The following is a 19,729-nucleotide window of genomic DNA, read 5'->3' as shown; positions in this document are numbered from 1 at the left end:
CGGGATGACGCGTCCCGGATCGACAGGCCTGCGACGCGTGAGCGTCCTGACTCACGAACCCGGGACGGATCCGTTCACAGTGGCGCGACCGCACCGGAATTCCACCGGTTTCCCTCACGACGCCGCAGATGGTCCCCACAACCTAGCGGCGCGCCGGTGAGCCGGTCAATCGCGCCCCCGCCCGGACCGAATCATGACGATCTGCTCACCGTCCGGCCGCGGGTCTCCGTCCGGCCCGCCAGCTGGGTAGCATCCAGTCCGATCGGGGGTGAGCATGCACATCGGGACACGGGCCGGGCGGGCGGCGCTCGCCGTCGCTGCGCTGACCGTCACACTGCTGCCTGCCGCACCGGCACAGGCGAAGGTCCACCAGTGCCGGCCCCCGGGCGTGGCCACGGTCAGCAAGGCCACGCCGTACGAGACGCAGATGTTCGACCCGGAGCGGCTCCGCCCGTTCGCGAGCGGCAAGGGCGTGCGCGTCGCCGTCATCGACTCCGGCGTCGATGCCTCCCATCCGCAGCTGAGCGGGCAGGTCGACGCCGGCCGTGACTTCCTGCACGGCAACCCCGACGGGCGCCAGGACTGCGTGGGCCACGGCACCGCGGTGGCCAGCATCATCGCGGCCTCCCCGAGCCGGAAGGCCGGCATGCGCGGCCTCGCCCCACGCGCGACGATCGTGCCGGTGCGCGTCAGCGAGCAGACCGACACCCCCGGCGGCCAGTCCGAGCAGAGCGAGCCGACCAGCCCCGCGACGTTCGCCAAGGCCATCGACTGGGCGTCCAGCCCGAGCGGCGGCAACGCCGACGTCATCAACATGTCGCTGGTCATGACGGACGACAGCGAGCTGGTCCGCGCCGCCGTCGCCCGCGCGATCGACCGCGGCGTGGTGATCGTGGCCGCGGTCGGCAACCACGGCAGCGCCACCGACAAGAACCCCACGCCGTACCCGGCCGACTACCCCGGCGTGATCGGCGTGGGCGCCATCGACGTCAACGGCGTCCGCGGCACCTTCTCCCAGCACGGCCGGTACGTGGACGTGGTGGCCCCGGGCGTCGGCGTGACCTTCGCCGCGCGCCACTCCGGCCACACCTCCGGCGACGGCACCAGCTACGCGACCCCGTTCGTGTCGGCGACGGCCGCGCTCATCAGACAACGTTTCCCGTCCCTGACCCCGGCCCAGGTCGCCCGGCGCCTGCTCGCCACCGCCGACCCGGCCCCCGGCGGCGCCAACAGCGACGAGTACGGCTACGGGGTGGTCAACCCGTACCGGGCGCTGACCGAAACGCTCGGGCCCGAGACGCCTCCGTCCCCGGCGCCGGCGGTGCTGCACACCGAGGACCCGGCGGCGGCAGCACTGGCCGCCCGGCGGGCGCAGGCCCAGGACAGGTCGCTGCTCGTGGCGGGGGTGGGCGCCGGCATCGTCATGCTGGTCGCGGTGCTGGCGGGAGCGGTCCGCCGCGGCCGCCGCCGGGGCTGGCAGCCCGCCGGCCCGGCCGACACCGTGGACGCCTGAGGCACTGCACCCCCGGGCCTGTCAAGGGGTGCTGCGGCTTCGTTGCGGCGGGCGCCTAGGGTCCCGGGCATGGCCTTCGAACGGGGACGGACGGTGCTGCACCGCAGCTGGCGCGGTGGGCGGATCACCTTCCTGCAGGTGACGACGGCGGTCACGGACGACGAGCACGGCACCTTCCTGTGGCTGCCGATCGGCGCCCCGTTCTACCGCGTCGTCGCGGCGGACGGACGAACTCACCATGACGCCCCGATCGACGAGCTGGGCCCGGACGCATACCTGGAGCCGCGTACCTGGAACGGGTCGCACGTGCTGATCTGGAAATCGCGTGGCGACGCCGTCTCCGTGTGGTGGTTCTTCTCGCCGGACATGCGGTTCCGCGAGTGGTACGTGAACCTGGAGGATCCGCCGGGCCGCTGGGACGACGGGGTGGCCGCCGGGGTGGACTACGCCGACCACGCCCTGGACATCCGCGTCGCTGCGGACGGCACGTGGGCCTGGAAGGACGTCGACGAGTTCGGCGCGCGCACCGGGCACCCGCTCTACTGGGATGCGGCGCAGGCCGGGCAGATCCGTACGGAGGCCGGCCGCGTGATCAAGCTCGTGGAGGCGCGGGCGTTCCCCTTCGACGGGTCGTGGTGCGATTTCCGCCCCGACCCGGCCTGGGCCGCCCCGGTCCGCCCCGACGGGTGGGACCGGCCCCGCGTGTACGGCTCAGGCCACGGCTTCGCGTAGCCTCCGGTAGCCCTCGTCCGTGCCGATGGCCGGCTGCTGCTCGGGGTTGGTGGCGTAGAAGCGGATGGCCGCCGCGAGGAATCGCATGTCGACCTGCGCGGTCCGGATCCGCCTGGTGTGCCAGACGAGGCCGCGGCGGCGGACGAGCTCGGGTCGCCCGTAGCCCAGCCGGATCTGGTCCGGAGACCCGGCCGGGTCGTCGTCGTGCGCCGCGAACGCGCCCGGCGGGAAGACCGAGGTCGCCGGGCTGCGCCGGAGGCGGGTCCGCACCGCCGGCAGGGCCGCCCACGGCACGAACACCGTTCCCAGGGCGCGCCGGTCGTACAGCCCGTCGGGGCGCAGGGCGATGTCGAAGCCCCGCCACGCGCGTGCGACGACGATCACCGCCACCGTGACGTACACCACCGCCACGCATACGTCGACCGGGAACAGGTCATCGGCGCGCAGGTCTCGTACGGCGGTGCCGACGCGATCACCGGTCAGGGCCAGCACGGGCAGGGCGTAGAACACGGGCCACGCGCGGACCGGCGCGGTGAACGAGGCGGACCCGGCCCGGACGACCAGTGCGGCGGGCGCCCTCCGGCGCGGTATGCAGGCGTTGACCAGCACGAACAGCGCAGCGAACACCAGGGTGGGAACGGTGGTGCGGACCGACGCGGTCAGCATCGCCTGCACCAGGGCGAGCGCGACGCCGGCCACCAGAATCGGACGACGCCGTCGCGCCGTCGCGCCGGCGACCCGAGAGATCATCCCGAGGACGGTACGGACGCGCCGGACGCCTCGGCAGGGCCGAAGGGACGATCCGGGCCGTCACCCGTACCAGGGCTGGTCCTCGGCCGGGTCGGCCGGGACGGCGTCCAGCCCGGGGTCGCTGAGCAGGGCCTCGATGGCGGCGCGGCCGGCGCCGATCCCCGCCCAGTGCGGGTCGACGTCGGCGGTGAGGCACCAGCGGCGGTCGGCCGGCCAGGCGAATGCCGGCGGTGCGACCGGGCGCCCGCCGCCGACGTCCGCCTCCCAAGCATCGATGTCAGCCACCGCACCGCGCAGCACCGCACAGCGGCGATGCGGAAACTCGGCCAGCGGCACGTCCGGCGGCAGGGGGATGTCGGAGTACCCCTCCCAGACGCAGAAGTAGCACTCCTGGGGAGTGGAGGTGAACCGGGCCAGCAGACGCAACGCCCGGCGGGCCCGCGCGAGGTCCGACGGGTGGACGTCGGGCAGCTCGACGTCGGCCTCGTCCTGGCCGGGGGCGAGGGGATCGGGGATGAAACGCAGGCGGGCGTACGCGTCGAACGTCGCCGGCCCGAAGGTGATCAACTGCAGGTCCGGCGTGCCGGAGCGCAGGAGCCAGTCCGCGGCGGAGGTGTCCGCGCAGTAGGTGAGTCTCATCCCTGCCGACCCTACGGGCGCGGCAGACATCCGCGCAGGGCCGCGACGAAGGCCGTCACCGCCGGGTGGGCTGCCGCGCCCTTGCGGTAGGCGATCGACGTGCGGCGACGGTACGGCAGGGCGGCCAGCGTCACCCCCGGCGGTACGGCGGTGCCCGGCCCGGCCACGGCCAGCTCCGGCACCAGCGACACCCCCTGGCCGGCCGCGACCAGCGCCAGGACCGTCGCGAAGTCGTCGGCCTGGTGCCGCGCCCGCGGGGTGAAGCCCGCCGCGCGACACACCTGCAGGGTCACCGTGTGGCAGAGCGTTCCCGGTGTCGCCACGATCCACGGCTGGTCCCGCGCCGCCGGGATCGTCGCCGTTCCCGCCCCGGCGGGCGCCGCCAGATACACCGTCTCGCCGAGCAGCGGCGTCGTGTCCAGCCCGGGGTCCGGCTCGGCCGGGGCCACGTCGTAGTCCTGCAGCAGGCCCACGTCCAGCTGTCGTTCGCGCAGGGCCCGGGGGACCGCGGCCGGGTCGAGTTCCGTCACGCGCAGTTCCAGCGCCGGATGGTCGTGCCCCAGGGACACCAGGGCCCGGGGCAGCAGGGTACGGACCGCGGTCGGGAACGCGCCGATCCGCAGCGGGCCGGTCAGCTGGGCGGACACCGCCGCGAGCGCCGAGGTGGTGCGCTCGAGCGCGGCGAGGACCGTCTCGGCGTGGGCGACCAGGACCCGCCCGGCCGCGGTGAACGTCACCCGCCGGCCGGTGCGTTCCAGCAGGGCCATCCCGGCCTCGCGTTCCAGCGTGGACAGTTGCTGCGACACCGCCGACGGGGTGTAGCTGTGCGCCTGGGCCACGGCCGCGATCGTGCCGAGCCGGTCCAGGTCACACAGCAGCCGCAGCCGCCGTACGTCGAGCATCAGCTCAGCTTACGCATCACCGTACATATCTGAACTGGACCTGATGCTGGGCGCGCGGAAGGGTCGGTGCATGACTCTCGCCGGCCTATACGTCCCGCTCATCACCCCGTTCGACGCCAGCGGAGGTGTCGCGTACGACGCCCTGGAGCTCCTCGCCGGTCAGGTGCTGGACGACGGCGCGCAGGGTCTCGTCGCGCTGGGCACGACCGGCGAGCCCGGTTCGCTCAGCGCGGACGAGCAACAGGGTGTGGTGGACGTGATCGCGGGGGTCTGCCGACAGCGGCACGCCCCGTTCGTCGTCGGCGCGTCCACCACGGCATCGCCGCCCGCCGACGCGCAGGCGGTGCTCACGCTGGTGCCGCCGTTCGTGCGTCCCGGAGAGGACGGCGTCGTCGCCTACTTCTCCGCGTACGCCCGCAGCAGCCCCGTACCGGTGCTCGTCTACCACGTGCCGTACCGGACCGGGCAGCCGCTGTCGGCAGCGACGCTGCGCCGGATCGCCGCGCTGGACAACGTGGCCGGCGTGAAGCTGGCCGCCGGCGGGATCGACGCCGAGACCGTCGCGTTGCTGGCCGACCCGCCCCCGGACTTCGCGATCCTCGCCGGTGACGACGCGTTCCTCTGGCCGCTGCTGGCGCTCGGCGCCCACGGCGGCGTGCTGGCCTCGGCGCACGTGGAGACGGCCGGCTTCGCGGCGGTGGTGCGGGCGTGGCGCGACGGGGACGTGTCCGGTGCCCGGGCCGAGGGTCACCGGCTGGCGCGGCTGGCGCTGGACCTGTTCGCCGCGCCGAACCCCACCGTTCTCAAAGCGGTGCTGCATGCGCGGGGCCGGATCCCGACGCCGGCCGTACGGCTGCCGCTGGTCCCGCCGCCACCCGGAGCCGCGGAGGTTGCCCTGAAATCCGTGAAGTAAGAAGCGGCACAAACCCGTTGCGAGCCCCGGACCCGGGACGGCAGGGTCGTCCTGTGCGGATCCAGGAGTTCGTGATCGCCGGCGACGCTGCCGGCCCGTACGGGATCACCATCGGCCCGGACCGGGCAGTGTGGGTGACCCTGACCCACAGCGGTGAGATCGCCCGGGTCGGCCACGACGGCGGCATCGACGTGATCGACCTCGGCGCCCCGGCGGCGCAGCCGAGCGTCATCACCACCGGGCCGGACGGCGCGCTGTGGTTCACCCGCACCGGCGACGACCGGATCGGCCGCCTCACCCCGGACGGGCAGCGCAGCGACTTCCCGGTGCCCACGGGCGGCGCCGGACCCTACGGCATCACGGCCGGCGGCGACGGCGCCCTGTGGTTCACCGAGATGCACACCGACCGCATCGGGCGGATCACCGTCGACGGCACGGTGACCGAGTTCGAGCTGCCCGTCGACAAGGCCTTCGCGGCCGCGATCACCGCCGGCCCCGACGACGCCGTGTGGTGCGCGCTCAACCAGGCCAACGCTATCGGGCGGATCGGCGCGGACGGTGCGGTGAGCGTGTTCGACCTGCCCACACCGGGGGCCGCGCCGGTCGGCATCACCAGCGACGGCGAGGCGCTCTGGTTCGCCGAGATCGGCGCGGGACAGATCGGGCGGATCACCCCGGCCGGGACGATCGACGAGTTCCCGCTGGCCGACCGGGCCGCCCGCCCGCACGCCGTCGCCGCCGCCGGCCCGGGCGACGTGTGGTTCACCGAGTGGGGCGCCAACCGGATCGGCCATGTCCGCGGCGACGGCACGGTCACCGGCTGGGACCTGCCCACACCGCGCAGCGAACCGCACGGCCTCGCCGTGGACCCGGACGGCGTGGTGTGGGCCGCCCTGGAGATCGGCCGGCTGGTCCGGGTGCAGCCATGAACGCCGACGACGTGAAGGCGTGGCTGCGCGAGCACGGCGCCGAGACCATCGACCATCCGGGCGGCACCCTCTACACCCACCTCGGCCGCGTCCACGACCGGCTCGGGGCGCTCGGCCACGGCCCGGACGTGCGGCTCGCCGGGCTCACGCACGCCGTCTACGGCACCGACGGCTTCGACCGCACCCTGCTCGACCCGGCCGCGCGGACATCGTTGCGGCAGCTGGTGGGCGAGCGCGCCGAGGCGCTGGTCCATCAGTACGGCGGCTGCGACCGTTCCCGCACCTGGCGGACCCTGCCCGGCACGCGCCAGGTGTGGAACCGCTGGACCGGCCGCCCCGGCGACGTGCTGCCCGGCTTCGCCGACCTGAGCATCGTCAACGAGCTCGGCGTCGTGGAGCAGGACCCCACGATCCGGCAACGGTACGGGGCATACTTCCGTGACGTGTTCGCGTCGTGGCAGGACCTCGCGTCGGAGCCGGTGCTGGCCGAAGCCCGCCGGGTGCTGGGCTCATGAGTGCCGGACCCCTGACGCTGCCCACCGGTCCCGGCCTGCCGGACGCTGCCGCCGCGATCGTGACCGGCGTTGCTCGCCCGGCGGTGCTGCACTCGTCGCTGGCGGTGGCCGAGTGCGCGACCGCCTCGGTGGCCGGGTGCCTGCTCGCGGCGGCGGAGCTCGCGCACGCTCGTACGGGTCGCCGGCCCGTGGTCACTGTGGACACCGCGCACGTCGCTGCGGCCGTGCGCAGTGAGGCGCTGCTGCGCGACCCCTCCGGCCAGGGCGTCCCCGGATTCGCGCCGCTGTCACGATTGTGGCCGGCCGCCGACGGCTGGGTGCGCACCCACGCCAACTATCCGTGGCACCGAGCCGCGCTCCTGCGCGCGCTGGCGGTGCCCGACGGCCCGGACGACGCCGTGCTGCCGCTGGTCTGTCAGGCCATCGAGCGGCGCCCGGCCACCGACGTGGAGCGGCTCGTCTACGAGGCGGGCGGACTGGCCGTCGCGGCCCGCACGACCGAGCGGTGGCGCAGCGAGCACCCGTCCGATGACGCGCCGCTGGTCAGCATCGTGGCGTCGGGTGCCGCGCCCGCGCTGCCGGCCGCCGGTCCGCTGCCCGCCTCCGGGGTACGGGTCCTCGACCTGACCCGGGTCCTCGCCGGGCCGGTCGCCACCCGGATGCTCGCCGCGCTCGGCGCCGACGTGCTGCGCGTCGACGACCCCGCGCGGCCCGAGCTGGAGTCGCTCACCGTCGACGGCGTGCTCGGCAAGGCGAGCACCATGGTGGACGCCCGTACTCCAGCAGGGCTGGAGACGCTGCACCGGCTGGCGGCCGGCGCCGATGTGATCGTCACCGGTTGCCGGCCCGGGGCGCTGGACCGGTTCGGCCTGGCGCCCGCCCGGCTCGCCGAGCGGCACCCCGGCACGATCGTGGCCACGCTGTCGGCCTGGGGTACGACGGGTGTCTGGGGCGCTCGCCGCGGTTTCGACAGCCTCGTGCAGATCGCCACCGGCATCGGCTGGGCCGCGGGGGACGGCACCCGCCCGGGCGCCCTGCCGTGCCAGCTGCTCGATCACGCCACCGGCTACCTGCTGGCCTGCGGTGTCCTGGCAGCGTTGACCCGGCGGGCCCGGGCCGGCGAGGTGGCGCACGTGTCCGTGTCGCTGGAGCGGACCGCCCGGTGGCTGCTCGAGCAGGGAACCCGCGCCGCCGGTGACCCGGGCGGGGAGGATCCGGACGCCTACCGGGTCGACCTCGGCGACGGGTGGACCGGCATCAGCCCGCCCGGATCGCTCGACGGACGGCCGTTGCGGTGGCCGCATCTACCCCCGGCGTACGGCGTGGCGCAGCCGGCATGGGGCTGAGCATGCGAGGGCCGGGCGGATGCCCGCGTGCTGGTGTTCCCGGAGATGTCGCTGACCGGCGACGAGCTCGACGCGGCACCGATCGCCGAGGACGACCCCCGGCTCGCATCAGCGGGTGAGCAGGGGCAGCAGCGCGGTCAGCGTGGCGACGGTGTGGGTCGCGGTCAGATGCGGTGGCAGGCGACGCCCGCCACGCCGGACGAACGCGGTGTCGATCCCCAGGGCCGCGGCCCCGGCGACGTCGGCGGCCGGCGAGTCGCCGATGTGGATGACGTCGGCGGCGCCCACACCGAGCCGCTGCAACGCCATCCGGAACGGCTCCGGGCGCGGCTTGTAGGCCCGGGCGTCCTCGCTCGTCACCACATGCTGCACGGCTATCCCGTGGTGGTCGAGGACCGCCGCCAGGCTGTCGGTGTCGGCGTCGGAGACCAGGCACACCGGCACCTGCACGGCGGCCAGGAACGGCAGGGCGTCGTCGAACAGCGGCGGCAGGTGCCCGGAGCGGGCCGGGACGTCGGCGCGTACCCCGAAATGAGCCGCGGTCTCGGCCAGGCTGCCGGCGTCGAGCTCCGCGAGCGTACGGAAATCCCGACCGTGAGCGATGTCCGCCATCGCCCAGATCCTGGCCTCCCACTCCCGGGCGACCACGTCAGGGCCGGTACGCGCAAGCCCGGCGACCAGCGCCACCGCATCCCGGGCCCACGGGTCGTCGTCGCGCACCAGGGTGCCGTAGACGTCCAGCAGCACCGCCTTGTACGCCATCAAGCACCGCCGCCGAGCCGGTCGAGCGCCCACTCCGCCCACTGCCGCTGCGCCTCGCTCTGGCGGATGCCGAGCTCCATGGCGAGACGCCCGAACCGCAACCGGCCGCGCGGATGCTCGGAGTCGGCATCGGCGGCGTCGGCCATGGCGCGCAGTTCGGCGCTGATGGCCTCCGCCTCGGCCTGATAGCGCCGCACGACCTCCTGGGCCTCGCCCGGTTCCAGGGCCGAGATCAGGCACAAGCGCAGGGCCTGCTCGTCACGGACCGCGCGGGGCTTGGCCGGCGACAGCAGCCAGGCGCGCAGCACGGCCCGGCCGGCTTCGGTGATCGCGTACGTCCGGCGCCCCCGCGCGCCCTCCTCGACCACCTCGATCAGCCCGTCCTCGGCGAGCCGGCCCAGCTCCGGATAGAGGTGACTCTGCCGGGCCGTCCACGCGAAGCGCTGCAACGACCGCTCGAACCGCATGGTCAACGCGTACCCGCTGGCGGGCCCGTCCTCCAGGAGCCCGAGCACCGCGAACCGTAACGACATCTACACCCCTCCATATGGACCTGTACAATTGTAGGTATGGACGTTCTCATCGTCGGCGCCGGGCCCACCGGGCTCACGCTCGCGTGCGACCTGGCCCGGCAGGGCATCGACTTCCGCATCGTCGAGCAGCACCCGGAGCCGCCGGCCGGCTCCCGTGCCTTCGGCATCAAGCCGCAGACCCTGGCGGTCTTCGACGACCTCGGGATCGCACCGACGATCGCCGCGGAGGCAGCCCTGGGACGCCGTCAGCGATTCCACCTCGGACCGCGGCGGCTGTTCGACCTGGACCTGCGTCCGGCCAGGGCCACGATCGAGCAGCCGTACCCGAATCTGCTGATGCTGCCGCAGTGGCGCACCGAGGCCGTCCTCCGCGACCGGCTCGCCGAGCTCGGCGGCAAGGTCGAATTCGGCACCACGGTTACCGCCGTCGAGCTCCGCCCGGACGGCGTCACGGCCACCCTCGACGACACCGAGACGGTGAGCGCCCGCTACCTGGTCGGCGCCGACGGTGGTCGCAGCACCGTCCGGCGCGAACTCGGCATCGAGTTCACCGGCAGGACCGACACGGCCCGGGCGATGCTCGCCGACGCCCGCCTCGACGGCCTCGACCCCGCGCTCGGTGTCCACCTGTGGACCACGGCCGGCGGTCACATGATCGCCGCCCGCCCGGTCCAGGACGGCGGCCTGTGGCAGGTCGTCGTCTCGCTGCCGGCCGGCACCGAAGCCGGCCCGGACACACTCCACGACGCCCTCGCCACCCGCGCCGGCCGCCCGGACGTACGGGTCACCGACGTGGCCTGGCTGTCGGAGTGGCGCTACAACCTGCGGATGGCCTCGCGGTACCGGCGCGGCCGGGCTTTCCTGGCGGGCGACGCCGCCCACGTGCACAGCCCGGCCGGCGGCCACGGCATGAACACCGGCGTCCAGGACGCCTACAACCTCGGCTGGAAGCTCGGCCTGGTCCTGCGCGGTGCGGTGCCCGGCTCGCTGCTCGACACGTACGAGGCGGAGCGGATGCCGGTCGCCCGCGCCATCCTCGCCGACAGCGACCGCCAGTTCGGCAGGCTCCGAGGGGCCCGCATCCCCCGGCCGCTGCTCGCCCGGATGATGAAGGTCAACCTCGTCCGGCTGCACCGGCGCGCCCGGAACGACCACCCGGTCTACCCGCCGGGGCCGCTCATCGGCGCCGGTGGCGGTCAGCCGGCGCCCGACGGTCGCACGCCGACCGGTGCGCGGCTGTTCGATCTGTTCCGGGGCAGCCACTTCTCGGTTCTCGCCCCGCATGCCGTGCCGGGTCTCGACTCCGACTTCGTCCGGGTGCACCGGACGGGTTCGGCAGCCGCCTACACGATCGTCCGGCCTGACGGTTACACCGCTCTCGCCGCGTCCGGCCCGGCGCCGGTCGTCGACTACTTCAATCGCCTCAAGGCCGGCTGACGAAGCCCAGCCCGCTCGTCGGCAGGACTCGTCGGGTTGGCGCGCGGGAACTGTGCCCGCTTCCGTCAGAACGATCCTCCTGGGATTTCCGTCAGGGGCTGCGCCCGGGGATTGAGCACCCGTGCCCGCCCGTGTAGTCGATCGGCCCGCCGCCGGTGCCGCGCGCTCACGCTCGGGACCCGAGTCGGCCGTAATTACTGGATTGCTATTAACAGTAATCCAGTAATCTCAGAATCGGACATAACGCCGCTACACCATAATGACAGTTATGGTGTATGCGGGGATTCGGTGGCGGAGGCAAAAGAGGACGGCATGGGGGCAGGATCAAGACGAGACTGTGCCGGTGCCGGAATCCGAACTCAGCCAGCCCGACTACCTGCGACAGATCGAACTTCTCGCCCACGACGTGGTCCACGCGGCGCAGACCGACGGATGGCTGACCTACGGCCCGACCCGGACCGGGCAACCGCGCTGCAGAAGGCCGTCAACGACCTCGCCCGTACCCTTGCGTCGTGGACGATCAGCCCCTGCTTCGCCTGGGTGGCGCAGCGCTCGAGAGCTGGTCCTAGGGCCGGGACGTCCTCCCGCCCGGCCGCGAACTAGCCAGATCGCCGTTGTCGTCAGGGGATGGTCACTCTGTCACCGGCACATGCGGCCCGGCTCGGACTGGATGGACGCTGAACCCCAGCGGCGGCTCACGGACGCCGGACCAGGTACCACTGCCCGCTCCAGGTCTGCTGGCAGTCGGCCATCTGCAGGCCCGTGTCCTCCAGCAGCAGATCGTCGCGGACCTTCAAGCAGGTCGTCCCGTCGCCGTTGCTCAGCAGGCCGTCGGCGTGGATCTTCCAGTGCTGGGTCGCGTCGGTCTTCGAGCACGCGGACTGGACGACTTCACGCGCCGTGGGAACCCCGGCCAGGCACTTGCCGCTGAGCATGTTCACGAACCAGTGCGTACCGCCGGGCAGCTGCCGGACGCGCCACAGCTGGTTGCGGAAGTCGCCGTCCTCGCGCCAGTGCCACAGATGGGTACGCCCACCCTCGTCCGTCGACCAGTTCTCGACGTCCACCACGTACGCCGCCGTGGTGGACGTGGCCGAGCGCTGGTTGACGATCGCCACGATCGTGTTGTCCGGGATCTCCCCGCTCAGGGGCGACATGCCGGTCGGTGGCGACGCCGTCGACGCCGGGACCTGCGCGGGGTGGTGCAGGCGCTGGCTCCAGGCGATGACCGCGATGGTGGTGGCCGTGAGAGCCAGCGCGACGGCCACCGCCGCCGGCCAGGAACGTCTGGCGGGCGGCTCGGGAGTCATGACGACGGGAGTTGTGACGGCGGGAATCGGTACGGGGTCCGGGTGCGCCACCTGCGCGCCGTTGGTCAGCATCTTCAGGTGCAGGGCCTGTAACGCCGGGCTCGGATCCACGCCGAGCTCGTCGGCGAGTTGCCGGCGGCACTTGTCGTAGTGGCGTAACGCGTCGGCCTGGCGGCCGCTGCGGTACATGGCCTGCATCAGTTGCCCGGTGAGCCGCTCGTCCAGCGGGTGTGCCGAGGCGGCCACCACCAGGTCTTCCAGCAGGTGCGCGTGCTGCCCTCGGGCCAGGGCCCGGTCGTTGCGGTCCAGCTCGGCCGCGTGCCGCTCGCGCTCCCATGCCTCGCGGACCTCGTTGAACCAGGGCGTGTCCAGGGAGCCGAACGGACGTCCCCGCCACAGCGAGAGCGCCTCGTCGAGGTCCGTGAGGTCGTCCGGGGCGTCGCCGGCGCGGGCCCGGGCGACGAGGTGGCGGAAGCGGTGGACGTCGACCGTCAGCGGGTCGACCGACAGGCGGTAGCCGTGGGGTTGCCGGTCGATGCGGATGTCAGGGCCCAGGGCTTGGCGCAGTCCGGACAGGTAGTTGTGCAGTGCGCCGCGGGCGCGCTGCGGCGCACTGTCCGCCCATACCCGCTCGATGAGGTCGTCGGTCGCGATCGGCCGGCCGGCCTCGGCCATCAGGACCGCCAGCACGCTGCGCTGCCGCAGGGGGCCGAGATCGACCGGCCGGCCGTCACAGTAGGCCTCCACGCCACCGAGGACCCGCAGCTCCACCGCACCCCTCCCGGAAAGCCTTTGTGAGCTGGGAATTTGATAGTCCACAGAGGATTGTATGAGTGCCGTGAGCGACTGTCACCGACGACCGCGGTCACGAACGGCGTCGTGCCGTTCCCACCGGAAGGGAAATCGGTGAAACATTCGATCTCGGGAGAGAAGATGCTGAAAGGCCCTCGGCAGATACGCCGGATGTCGCTGATGTCGGTCGCGGCGCTGACACCGGGCATGATCGTCGCGGCGGTGTCACCCACCGCCGCTTCCGCCTCGTCCGCGACGGTCTCCTTCGCGGCGGCGGACGCCATCCTCGGCGCCGGTCCGGCCCGGGCGGCCTCGTCGGATGCCGCGCTCGCGGCTTTGTCCGCCATCAGGAACGGGTACGGCAACCGTCTGTGCCTGGACGCCAAGAACGACGCGGGCGGTAACCCGAACAACAACGGCGACACGATCCAGCTCTGGAGCTGCAACGGGGGCAGTCAGCAGGGTTGGGGTCTGAGCCTGGCAGCCGTCGACGGGAACGGGACGTACTGGTGGACGATCCAGAACCAGTACGGCAACCACCTGTGCCTGGACGCCAAGAACGATTCGGGCGGTAACCCGAACAACAACGGCGACAAGGTTCAGCTCTGGACCTGCAGCGGTGCCAGCCAGCAGCAGTGGGACGTGGGCGGCACGACGATCAGGAACCGCTACGGCAACCACCTGTGCCTGGACGCCAAGAACGATTCGGGGGGAAACCCGAACAACAACGGCGACAAGGTTCAGCTCTGGACCTGCAGCGGTGCCAGCCAGCAGGACTGGTACTGAGTGGCTGTCCTCAACCTGTTCCCGCAGCTGATGCAACGCTCCAAGCCTCGGTACGACCTCACCCGGGATGTGTTCTCCCTGGTTGCGCGGTCCTGGGGCCTCCGACTCTGAAATGCCTGCCGGGTAGCCGGCGGGAAGACCAACGAAGGGGAACACCGTGATCCGAACCGCACGAGGCGCCATGGCGCTCTCGACAGCAGCATCCGGGAACAATGTCCCGCAAAGGGCCGTCGTCATCGCGGCCGCCACCGCGCTCACTGCGCTCGCCTTCGCGGCGCCGGCGCACGCGGCCACGGGTGCGGCTCCGTCTGCGACCACCGGTATCACCGCGGCCGCCGCCCCGCCGGCGCGGGACCTGGGGGACTGCCCCGCCAACTATGCCTGCCTCTGGCCAGGGAGCAACTGGACCGGCAGCTTCCGCTGGCAGGGCACCTACAACAACACACCCGTGGGATCCAACATCAACAACAACTCGCGGTCGTCGGCGAACTGGAGCGACAGCCGCATTGCCTGCTTCTGGGACAACGACAACGGCACCGGCGACCACATGTCCGAAGGTCCGCACAGTATCCGTGCGGACCTGCGTTTGGACCCGAAACCCAGCGGCGGTAACTGGTACCACAAGATCTCCGCGCTGACGTGGAACAACTGCTGACATGTCCAGTGCCGCCAGAGCCGTGACAGCGGCGATGCTGGTGGCGGTGGGTCTGCTCTCCGGCTGCACGTCTACGCGGCCGGAGAGCGTACCCGCCGCAGCACCCGCGCGGCTGTCCGAGGAGACGGTCGACCTGGTCACCGAATCCGGAACCTACCCCGAGCAGCGATGGCGGGTACGGGTCGCGGACGAGACGCTGACCGCACGATGCATGCGCGCTGCCGGCTTCACCTGGACCGGCAGCGCCCGGCCGCCGACCCGGCGCAGCGCCGCCCAGGAGCTTGCCGACGCCCGTCGTCACGGATACGGAATGTCCGACGTCGGGGCGCCGGCAGACCCGGCCGAAAAGGCGGACGACAAAGCCGCGGGAGATCCCCGTCGGCAGGCCGCGCTGTTCGGACCGGACAACGCCTTCGCCCGGTTGGTCATCGACGGCCACGCCAGCTATCAGTTTCCCCGAGCCGGCTGCATGGCGCAGGCCCACATCGCCGTCTACGGCAGCCTGGACGCCTGGGCGCGGATTACCTACGTGCCGCAGGAGATCAACCTCACGCTCGGCGGCCGAGCCCGATCGGATGCTCGGTATCAGGGCGCGCTTCGGGGCTGGCAGACGTGCATGGCAGCCCACCACCACACCTACGCCTCACCGCACGCGCTCATCGCCCACCTGGCGAGGAAATACCGCAACGACCGCGAACCGCTCGCGCAGCGTCGGTCGGCGGAGATCAGACTCGCTGTTCAGGACCTCACCTGCAACCAGCACGCCGGGCTGAACGCTACCGACGCCGCCCTGCGCCGGGAGTACGCCCAAGACCTCAGCCCGGCGGAACGCGCCGAACTGAGCACGCTCACCCATCTCTTCGCGCGGGCCTGGCAACGCAGCCAGGTCTTGTAGACCGACCAAGAGGCACGCGGATCCGTCCGGGGCGGCCGGGGTGCGATCGCCCCGGGCGCGCCCCGGGGGCGGGTGGGAAGTCCCCTGAACCGGATCCGGCGTGCGGGCGTGTGCTCAGGGCGGGGGTACGCTCCTGCCGCCGCCATGTCTCGACCCGAAGGACCGCCGCAGTGTCACGCAGCCGCCGCGCCGCCGCGTGGGCCCTCACCGGCCTCGCTGCCCTCTTCGTCTTTCTCGCGCTCGTCGTGCCCGATCAGCTGACGCGCCTGCCTCCCGGGTCGTCGCCGTGGGCGGCGCTGGTGCGCGTACCCGTGGAAGCCGTCGCCGCCCTGGCCGTGCTGCTCGTGCTGCCGGCACGGGCGCGGGCGATCACCGCGAGCGTGCTGGGCGCCGCGCTGGGCCTGCTGACGGTCGTGAAGGTCGTCGACATGGGGTTCTTCGCGGTGCTGTCCCGGCCGTTCAACCCGGTCCTCGACTGGCCGCTGCTGGCCGACGGTTACCGCTTCGTCCAGGGTTCGGCAGGTACGGCCGGAGCCGTGGCGGCGGCCGCGGGGGCGGTGCTGCTGGCTGCGGCCGTGCTGACGGGCATGATCCTGTCCGTACGCCGGCTGGCCGCGGTCGCCGCCCGGCACTCGGACGTGGCGCGCGGCACGACCGGGGTGGCCGCGGTGGCCTGGCTGGCGCTCGCCCTGCAGGGCACCTCCTTCGTACCCGGGGTGTACGTCGCCTCCGACAGCGCCGCTCTCCTGGCGCGGGACAACGTGCTGAAGGTGCCCGCGGCGGTACGCGACCGGCAGGCGTTCGCGGCGGAGGTCGCCCACGACGCGTTCCGCGGCACCCCGCCGGCGTCGCTGCTGACCGGGCTGCGCGGCAAGGACGTGATCTTCGGGGTGGTGGAGAGCTACGGCCGGTCGGCGATCGAGGACCCGCAGCTGGACCCGCAGGTCGGCCGCCTGCTCACCGACGGCACGAAGCAGCTGGCCGCGGCCGGGTACGCCGCCCGCAGCGGTTTCCTGACCTCACCGACGGCCGGCGGCGGCAGCTGGCTGGCGCACTCCACGCTGCAGTCGGGCCTGTGGATCGACAACGAGCAGCGTTACCGCAGCCTGGTGTCGGGCGACCGGTTCACCATCACCGGCGCGTTCAAGAAGGCCGGCGCCTGGCAGACCGTCGCGGTCGAGCCGGGTGTCACGTACACCTGGCCGGAAGGCCAGTTCTACGGCTACGACCGCCTCTACGACTCGCACACGCTGGGTTATCACGGCCCGGTGTTCGGCTGGGGGCCGGTGCCCGACCAGTTCACGCTCAAGTCGTTCACCGACCAGGAGTACGCCCGCAAGGACCGTGGACCGCTGATGGCCGAGGTCACCTTCGTGTCGAGCCACACCCCGTGGGCGCCGCTGCCGACGCTGATCGGCTGGGACCAGGTGGGCGACGGCTCGGTGTACCAGGCCCAGCACGCCCGCGGCCGCGGCGCCGGCGAGGTGTGGAAGGACGCCGGCCAGGTCCGCGCGGCGTACGCCACGTCCATCACGTACTCGATCGGCAGCCTGCTGTCCTGGGTCCGCGAGTACGGCGACGAGAACCTGGTCCTGGTGTTCCTCGGCGACCACCAGCCGGCACCGATCGTGGTGGGGGACCGCGCGAGCCGCGACGTACCGATCACCATCGTCGCCCACGACCCGAAGGTCCTCGACCGGATCGCCTCGTGGGGCTGGACCGACGGCCTCAAGCCGGACCCGCGGGCACCGGTGTGGCGCATGGACCAGTTCCGCGACCGGTTCCTCACGGCGTTCGGGCCGGCCGCGGAGGCGCCGCGGTAATTGAGGTGTCGCCGGCCCGCGGTGGCTCTACCGTCGCGGGCATGAGGACACGCACGATCCGGGTCACCGTCCGCGGCGCCTTCGCCGACGTCACCGAAGCCCAGCGCGCCGCGCTGCTCGCCGACGCCGCTCGCCACGATGTCGCGTACGCGGCGTTCACCCCCGAGGGGTCGATGACCTACGACATCGCCGCCCGGCCGTTCTTCACGTTCCGCTATGCGGAGACGGTGGACGACGAGCGGGACATCCCGGCGGTGACGGCCCGCGGCGAGGCTGCGGCGGTGCGGTGGCTGACCTCCCGCGGGTACGCCCACAGGAACGTGACCGCCCAGGCGGTGGACCTGTCGCAGACGCCGCTGGGTAAGCGCGGCCGAAAGGAGGCCGTCCGCGTTCAGCGCGGGTGAACGTGGACGTGGCCTTCGCGCGGGTACGGGTGCTGCGCCTTCAGGGTCTGCTCGTACGCGTAGCCGCTCTTGAGGGCGACCCGGCACGACGCCGTGTTGTCCGACTGGTGCAGCAGCCGTAAGCGCCGCAGGTGCGGGAACGTGGCGAAGGTCCAGCCGGTGAGGATGCGCACCGCGCGCGGCGCGACACCGCGACCGCGGGCGTATGCGGCGGTCCAGTAGCCGACCTCGGCCTCGACGGCGGGCGCGCCGGGGCGTTTCAGGGCCACGTGGCCGAGCAGTGCGTCCTGGTCGTCGACGACGGCGAAGCTGCAGCGGGTGCCCGTGGCCCAGCCCTCGTGCTGGGCGGCGAGCCAGGCGGCGGCCTCGTCGGGGTGCTCGACCCGCAGCGACGTCCAGCGGTGCAGGGCCGGGTCCCCGGCGGCGGCCATCAGCGCGGCCGTGTCGTCGTCGCGCCAGCGGCGCAGGGTGAGGCCGTCCGCGGGGTCGGGCAGGTTCACGCCCGCTCCGCCGCGCTGCGCTCGACGCAGAACTCGTTGCCCTCCGGGTCGCGCAGGGTCACCCAGCCGCGCCCGTCCGCGGTGCGGTGGTCCTCGTAGAGGGTGGCGCCGGCCTGGAGAAGCCGTTCCACGGTCTCGTCGCGGGTGCCGGCCGGGGGCTGGATGTCGAGGTGCACCCGGTTCTTGGTGGCCTTGTCGTCGGGTACGCGGACGAACAGGATCCCGGGCGCGGCCGGTTCGCCGGCGCTGAGCAGTACCTCGTCGTCGCCGGGGGCGTCGTCCTCGCCGACGGTGTAGCCGGTGACCGCGGCCCAGAAGGAGGCGAGGTGCCAGGGGTCGTGGGCGTCGATGGTGATGTGCCGGACGGGATTCACGTACATGAGGGCTGAGCGTACGCGTCAACCGGTGGTTGACGGCCACGTCATCGTCAACCTAGAGTTGACGACATGACGCAGATCATCCCGCCCGTGCGGCTCGACGACCTCATCCAGGCCATCACGAAGAACCGGCCCGACGCCCCGCTCGAGCGGCTGTCCGACGCGGTGCTGCTCGCCGACCACCTCGGCGAGCTCGCCGACCACCTCATCGGCCACTTCGTCGATCAGGCCCGCCGCTCCGGCGCCTCCTGGACCGACATCGGCCAAAGCATGGGCGTCTCCAAGCAGGCCGCCCAGAAGCGCTTCGTGCCCAAGGGCGACCTCGACCCGTCGCAGGGCTTCAGCCGCTTCAGCGAGAACGCCCGCAGCACCGTCGTCGGATCCATGACGGCCGCCCGGGCCACCGGCCACCCCGAGATCCGCCCCGAGCACCTGCTGCTGGGCATGCTCGACGTCCCGGGTGCCCGCGCCCACGCCGCCCTCGGTGACATGGGACGCGTGCGGGAGGCCGCCACGGCGGCGCTGCCCGAGTCGCCCGGCACGGCGATGCCCGAGCTCATCCCGTTCGACGCCCGCTGCCGCAAGGTGCTCGAGCTGACCTTCCGGGAGGCGCTGCGCCTCGGCGCCGACACCGTAGGCACCGGTCACATCCTGCTGGCCATGCTCGAAGAGGCGCAGGGCGGCGGCGTGCTGGGGGAGCTCGGCATCGACAAGGCGGCCGTGGAGGCGGCGCTCGCTCAGTCCGCCAGGTAGGTCTCGATCGCCTCGACCACCAGGGCATGGTCGTCGGCCTGCGGCAACCCCGACACGGTCACCACCCCGACCACACCCACACCGTCCACGCGTACGGGAAAGGCGCCGCCGTGTGCCGCGTAGTGGGCCGGGTCCACCCCGTACTTGGCGTCCAGCGCGTCGCCCTTCGCGGCCAGCCTCCGGCCCACCAGGTACGACGACGCGGCGAAGCGTTCCACCACCCGCACCTTGCGCGCGATCCAGTGGTCGTTGTCCGCCGTGCTGCCCGGCAGCGCCGCGTGGAACAGCTGCTGGGTCCCGCGGCGGATGTCGACGGCCACCGGCAGGTCCCGGCCGGTGGCCAGATCCACCAGCAGGCTGCCCAGGTGCCACGCGTCCGCGTTGTCGAAACGGGTGAAGGTCAGCCGCTGCTCCTGCTCCTCGAGCCGGGCGATGAGGTCGTCGTCGGTCATGGCTCCATTCT

At 72.8% G+C, this 19,729-nt stretch carries 23 protein-coding genes, 1 pseudogene and 1 riboswitch; of the genes and pseudogenes, 15 read left to right on the top strand and 9 right to left on the bottom strand.

What is annotated here, in order from left to right; genetic code table 11:
* Positions 1-41 precede the first annotated feature (41 nt).
* Positions 42-113, bottom strand: a riboswitch (cobalamin riboswitch).
* A gap of 161 nt (positions 114-274) precedes the next feature.
* Together mycP and ACIBO8_RS28730 are read left to right on the top strand one after the other, a co-directional pair.
* The gene (gene mycP, locus ACIBO8_RS28735) at positions 275-1,513 is read left to right on the top strand and encodes a type VII secretion-associated serine protease mycosin (protein WP_396118460.1); all 1,239 of its coding nucleotides are present in this window, start codon (positions 275-277) and stop codon (positions 1,511-1,513) included.
* A 69-nt stretch (positions 1,514-1,582) separates the two neighbouring features.
* Positions 1,583-2,245: a DUF402 domain-containing protein gene (locus ACIBO8_RS28730; protein ID WP_396118459.1), complete on the top strand. Its 663-nt coding sequence runs from the start codon at positions 1,583-1,585 to the stop codon at positions 2,243-2,245.
* On the opposite strand, the gene ACIBO8_RS28725 is transcribed toward ACIBO8_RS28730, so the two are convergent.
* Genes ACIBO8_RS28725 through ACIBO8_RS28715 form a run of 3 tightly spaced genes read right to left on the bottom strand, consistent with a single transcriptional unit; the run spans position 2,225 to position 4,536 of the window.
* Complete coding sequence (locus tag ACIBO8_RS28725; protein ID WP_396118458.1) at positions 2,225-2,995, bottom strand: hypothetical protein; 771 nt, start codon at positions 2,993-2,995, stop codon at positions 2,225-2,227. The two genes, ACIBO8_RS28730 and ACIBO8_RS28725, sit on opposite strands and share 21 nt — an antisense overlap.
* A gap of 60 nt (positions 2,996-3,055) precedes the next feature.
* Positions 3,056-3,634, bottom strand: coding sequence for a hypothetical protein (locus tag ACIBO8_RS28720; RefSeq protein ID WP_396118457.1), 579 nt, complete (start codon positions 3,632-3,634; stop codon positions 3,056-3,058).
* A gap of 11 nt (positions 3,635-3,645) precedes the next feature.
* Entirely contained in the window at positions 3,646-4,536 is an 891-nt protein-coding gene (locus ACIBO8_RS28715; protein WP_396118456.1) for a LysR substrate-binding domain-containing protein, read from the bottom strand.
* 70 nt (positions 4,537-4,606) lie between these two features.
* Between ACIBO8_RS28715 and ACIBO8_RS28710 the strand changes: the two genes are divergently transcribed.
* The 5 genes and pseudogenes from ACIBO8_RS28710 to ACIBO8_RS28690 all read left to right on the top strand — a co-directional run.
* Positions 4,607-5,449: a dihydrodipicolinate synthase family protein gene (locus ACIBO8_RS28710; protein WP_396118455.1), complete on the top strand. Its 843-nt coding sequence runs from the start codon at positions 4,607-4,609 to the stop codon at positions 5,447-5,449.
* A 53-nt stretch (positions 5,450-5,502) separates the two neighbouring features.
* A complete protein-coding gene (locus tag ACIBO8_RS28705) occupies positions 5,503-6,378 on the top strand; it encodes a virginiamycin B lyase (RefSeq protein WP_396118454.1) in 876 nt (291 codons plus the stop codon).
* Complete coding sequence (locus ACIBO8_RS28700) at positions 6,375-6,893, top strand: DUF6817 domain-containing protein (RefSeq protein WP_396118453.1); 519 nt, start codon at positions 6,375-6,377, stop codon at positions 6,891-6,893. Before ACIBO8_RS28705 ends, ACIBO8_RS28700 begins: the two co-directional genes overlap by 4 nt.
* Positions 6,890-8,239 carry a CoA transferase gene (locus ACIBO8_RS28695; protein WP_396118452.1) on the top strand — a complete coding sequence of 450 codons (1,350 nt, stop codon included), beginning with the start codon at positions 6,890-6,892 and terminating at the stop codon, positions 8,237-8,239. The genes ACIBO8_RS28700 and ACIBO8_RS28695 overlap by 4 nt, the downstream gene beginning before the upstream one ends.
* Before the next feature lie 15 nt (positions 8,240-8,254).
* Positions 8,255-8,347 (top strand): annotated as a pseudogene (locus tag ACIBO8_RS28690) (carbon-nitrogen hydrolase family protein); the annotation flags it as partial.
* Here ACIBO8_RS28690 and ACIBO8_RS28685 read toward each other — a convergent pair.
* Both ACIBO8_RS28685 and ACIBO8_RS28680 read right to left on the bottom strand, forming a co-directional pair.
* Positions 8,348-9,001 carry an HAD family hydrolase gene (locus ACIBO8_RS28685; protein ID WP_396118451.1) on the bottom strand — a complete coding sequence of 218 codons (654 nt, stop codon included), beginning with the start codon at positions 8,999-9,001 and terminating at the stop codon, positions 8,348-8,350.
* On the bottom strand, positions 9,001-9,534 hold the full coding sequence (locus ACIBO8_RS28680; RefSeq protein ID WP_396118450.1) for a PadR family transcriptional regulator: 534 nt from the start codon (positions 9,532-9,534) through the stop codon (positions 9,001-9,003). The genes ACIBO8_RS28685 and ACIBO8_RS28680 overlap by 1 nt, the downstream gene beginning before the upstream one ends.
* Before the next feature lie 36 nt (positions 9,535-9,570).
* Here ACIBO8_RS28680 and ACIBO8_RS28675 point away from each other — a divergent pair, with 36 nt between their 5' ends.
* Complete coding sequence (locus ACIBO8_RS28675; RefSeq protein WP_396118449.1) at positions 9,571-10,971, top strand: FAD-dependent monooxygenase; 1,401 nt, start codon at positions 9,571-9,573, stop codon at positions 10,969-10,971.
* 432 nt (positions 10,972-11,403) lie between these two features.
* Entirely contained in the window at positions 11,404-11,574 is a 171-nt protein-coding gene (locus ACIBO8_RS28670; RefSeq protein ID WP_396118448.1) for a hypothetical protein, read from the top strand.
* Positions 11,575-11,666: 92 nt separating this feature from the next.
* Here ACIBO8_RS28670 and ACIBO8_RS28665 read toward each other — a convergent pair whose 3' ends face one another.
* Entirely contained in the window at positions 11,667-13,052 is a 1,386-nt protein-coding gene (locus ACIBO8_RS28665; RefSeq protein WP_396118447.1) for a BTAD domain-containing putative transcriptional regulator, read from the bottom strand.
* Positions 13,053-13,214: 162 nt separating this feature from the next.
* Here ACIBO8_RS28665 and ACIBO8_RS28660 point away from each other — a divergent pair, with 162 nt between their 5' ends.
* From ACIBO8_RS28660 to ACIBO8_RS28640, 5 genes are all read left to right on the top strand, one after another.
* The gene (locus ACIBO8_RS28660) at positions 13,215-13,859 is read left to right on the top strand and encodes an RICIN domain-containing protein (protein ID WP_396118446.1); all 645 of its coding nucleotides are present in this window, start codon (positions 13,215-13,217) and stop codon (positions 13,857-13,859) included.
* Positions 13,860-14,040: 181 nt separating this feature from the next.
* Positions 14,041-14,514, top strand: coding sequence for a peptidase inhibitor family I36 protein (locus tag ACIBO8_RS28655; RefSeq protein WP_396118445.1), 474 nt, complete (start codon positions 14,041-14,043; stop codon positions 14,512-14,514).
* A gap of 1 nt (position 14,515) precedes the next feature.
* Complete coding sequence (locus ACIBO8_RS28650; protein ID WP_396118444.1) at positions 14,516-15,409, top strand: hypothetical protein; 894 nt, start codon at positions 14,516-14,518, stop codon at positions 15,407-15,409.
* Positions 15,410-15,579: 170 nt separating this feature from the next.
* Complete coding sequence (locus ACIBO8_RS28645; RefSeq protein WP_396118443.1) at positions 15,580-17,232, top strand: sulfatase; 1,653 nt, start codon at positions 15,580-15,582, stop codon at positions 17,230-17,232.
* Between the two features lie 41 nt (positions 17,233-17,273).
* Positions 17,274-17,636, top strand: a complete 363-nt coding sequence (locus ACIBO8_RS28640) for a DUF6204 family protein (RefSeq protein ID WP_396118442.1) — start codon at positions 17,274-17,276, stop codon at positions 17,634-17,636.
* Here the strand turns inward: ACIBO8_RS28640 and ACIBO8_RS28635 are convergent.
* Both ACIBO8_RS28635 and ACIBO8_RS28630 read right to left on the bottom strand, forming a co-directional pair.
* Positions 17,624-18,136, bottom strand: a complete 513-nt coding sequence (locus ACIBO8_RS28635) for a GNAT family N-acetyltransferase (RefSeq protein WP_396118441.1) — start codon at positions 18,134-18,136, stop codon at positions 17,624-17,626. The two genes, ACIBO8_RS28640 and ACIBO8_RS28635, sit on opposite strands and share 13 nt — an antisense overlap.
* Positions 18,133-18,516, bottom strand: a complete 384-nt coding sequence (locus tag ACIBO8_RS28630) for a VOC family protein (protein ID WP_396118440.1) — start codon at positions 18,514-18,516, stop codon at positions 18,133-18,135. The genes ACIBO8_RS28635 and ACIBO8_RS28630 overlap by 4 nt, the downstream gene beginning before the upstream one ends.
* A gap of 66 nt (positions 18,517-18,582) precedes the next feature.
* On the opposite strand from ACIBO8_RS28630, the gene ACIBO8_RS28625 reads away from it, so the two are divergent.
* Positions 18,583-19,266, top strand: a complete 684-nt coding sequence (locus ACIBO8_RS28625; protein ID WP_396118439.1) for a Clp protease N-terminal domain-containing protein — start codon at positions 18,583-18,585, stop codon at positions 19,264-19,266.
* Here the strand turns inward: ACIBO8_RS28625 and ACIBO8_RS28620 are convergent.
* A complete protein-coding gene (locus ACIBO8_RS28620) occupies positions 19,251-19,718 on the bottom strand; it encodes a heme-degrading domain-containing protein (RefSeq protein ID WP_396118438.1) in 468 nt (155 codons plus the stop codon). The two genes, ACIBO8_RS28625 and ACIBO8_RS28620, sit on opposite strands and share 16 nt — an antisense overlap.
* Positions 19,719-19,729: the final 11 nt, after the last annotated feature.

Source organism: Actinoplanes sp. NPDC049681, assembly GCF_044465265.1.
Taxonomy (GTDB): Bacteria; Actinomycetota; Actinomycetes; order Mycobacteriales; family Micromonosporaceae; genus Actinoplanes.
This window is presented reverse-complemented; position numbering and strand designations above follow the sequence as displayed.

Excerpts from the sequence above, each read along its gene's own strand:
- ACIBO8_RS28620 (WP_396118438.1), bottom strand. The coding sequence starts at position 19,718 with ATGACCGACGACGACCTCATCGCCCGGCTCGAGGAGCAGGAGCAGCGG.
- ACIBO8_RS28640 (WP_396118442.1), top strand. The coding sequence starts at position 17,274 with ATGAGGACACGCACGATCCGGGTCACCGTCCGCGGCGCCTTCGCCGAC.
- ACIBO8_RS28675 (WP_396118449.1), top strand. The coding sequence starts at position 9,571 with ATGGACGTTCTCATCGTCGGCGCCGGGCCCACCGGGCTCACGCTCGCG.
- ACIBO8_RS28660 (WP_396118446.1), top strand. The coding sequence starts at position 13,215 with ATGCTGAAAGGCCCTCGGCAGATACGCCGGATGTCGCTGATGTCGGTC.
- ACIBO8_RS28730 (WP_396118459.1), top strand. The coding sequence starts at position 1,583 with ATGGCCTTCGAACGGGGACGGACGGTGCTGCACCGCAGCTGGCGCGGT.
- ACIBO8_RS28625 (WP_396118439.1), top strand. The coding sequence starts at position 18,583 with ATGACGCAGATCATCCCGCCCGTGCGGCTCGACGACCTCATCCAGGCC.
- ACIBO8_RS28655 (WP_396118445.1), top strand. The coding sequence starts at position 14,041 with ATGGCGCTCTCGACAGCAGCATCCGGGAACAATGTCCCGCAAAGGGCC.
- ACIBO8_RS28725 (WP_396118458.1), bottom strand. The coding sequence starts at position 2,995 with ATGATCTCTCGGGTCGCCGGCGCGACGGCGCGACGGCGTCGTCCGATT.
- ACIBO8_RS28715 (WP_396118456.1), bottom strand. The coding sequence starts at position 4,536 with ATGCTCGACGTACGGCGGCTGCGGCTGCTGTGTGACCTGGACCGGCTC.
- ACIBO8_RS28630 (WP_396118440.1), bottom strand. The coding sequence starts at position 18,516 with ATGTACGTGAATCCCGTCCGGCACATCACCATCGACGCCCACGACCCC.
- ACIBO8_RS28650 (WP_396118444.1), top strand. The coding sequence starts at position 14,516 with ATGTCCAGTGCCGCCAGAGCCGTGACAGCGGCGATGCTGGTGGCGGTG.
- ACIBO8_RS28720 (WP_396118457.1), bottom strand. The coding sequence starts at position 3,634 with ATGAGACTCACCTACTGCGCGGACACCTCCGCCGCGGACTGGCTCCTG.
- ACIBO8_RS28680 (WP_396118450.1), bottom strand. The coding sequence starts at position 9,534 with ATGTCGTTACGGTTCGCGGTGCTCGGGCTCCTGGAGGACGGGCCCGCC.
- ACIBO8_RS28700 (WP_396118453.1), top strand. The coding sequence starts at position 6,375 with ATGAACGCCGACGACGTGAAGGCGTGGCTGCGCGAGCACGGCGCCGAG.
- ACIBO8_RS28685 (WP_396118451.1), bottom strand. The coding sequence starts at position 9,001 with ATGGCGTACAAGGCGGTGCTGCTGGACGTCTACGGCACCCTGGTGCGC.
- mycP (WP_396118460.1), top strand. The coding sequence starts at position 275 with ATGCACATCGGGACACGGGCCGGGCGGGCGGCGCTCGCCGTCGCTGCG.
- ACIBO8_RS28695 (WP_396118452.1), top strand. The coding sequence starts at position 6,890 with ATGAGTGCCGGACCCCTGACGCTGCCCACCGGTCCCGGCCTGCCGGAC.
- ACIBO8_RS28710 (WP_396118455.1), top strand. The coding sequence starts at position 4,607 with ATGACTCTCGCCGGCCTATACGTCCCGCTCATCACCCCGTTCGACGCC.
- ACIBO8_RS28670 (WP_396118448.1), top strand. The coding sequence starts at position 11,404 with ATGGCTGACCTACGGCCCGACCCGGACCGGGCAACCGCGCTGCAGAAG.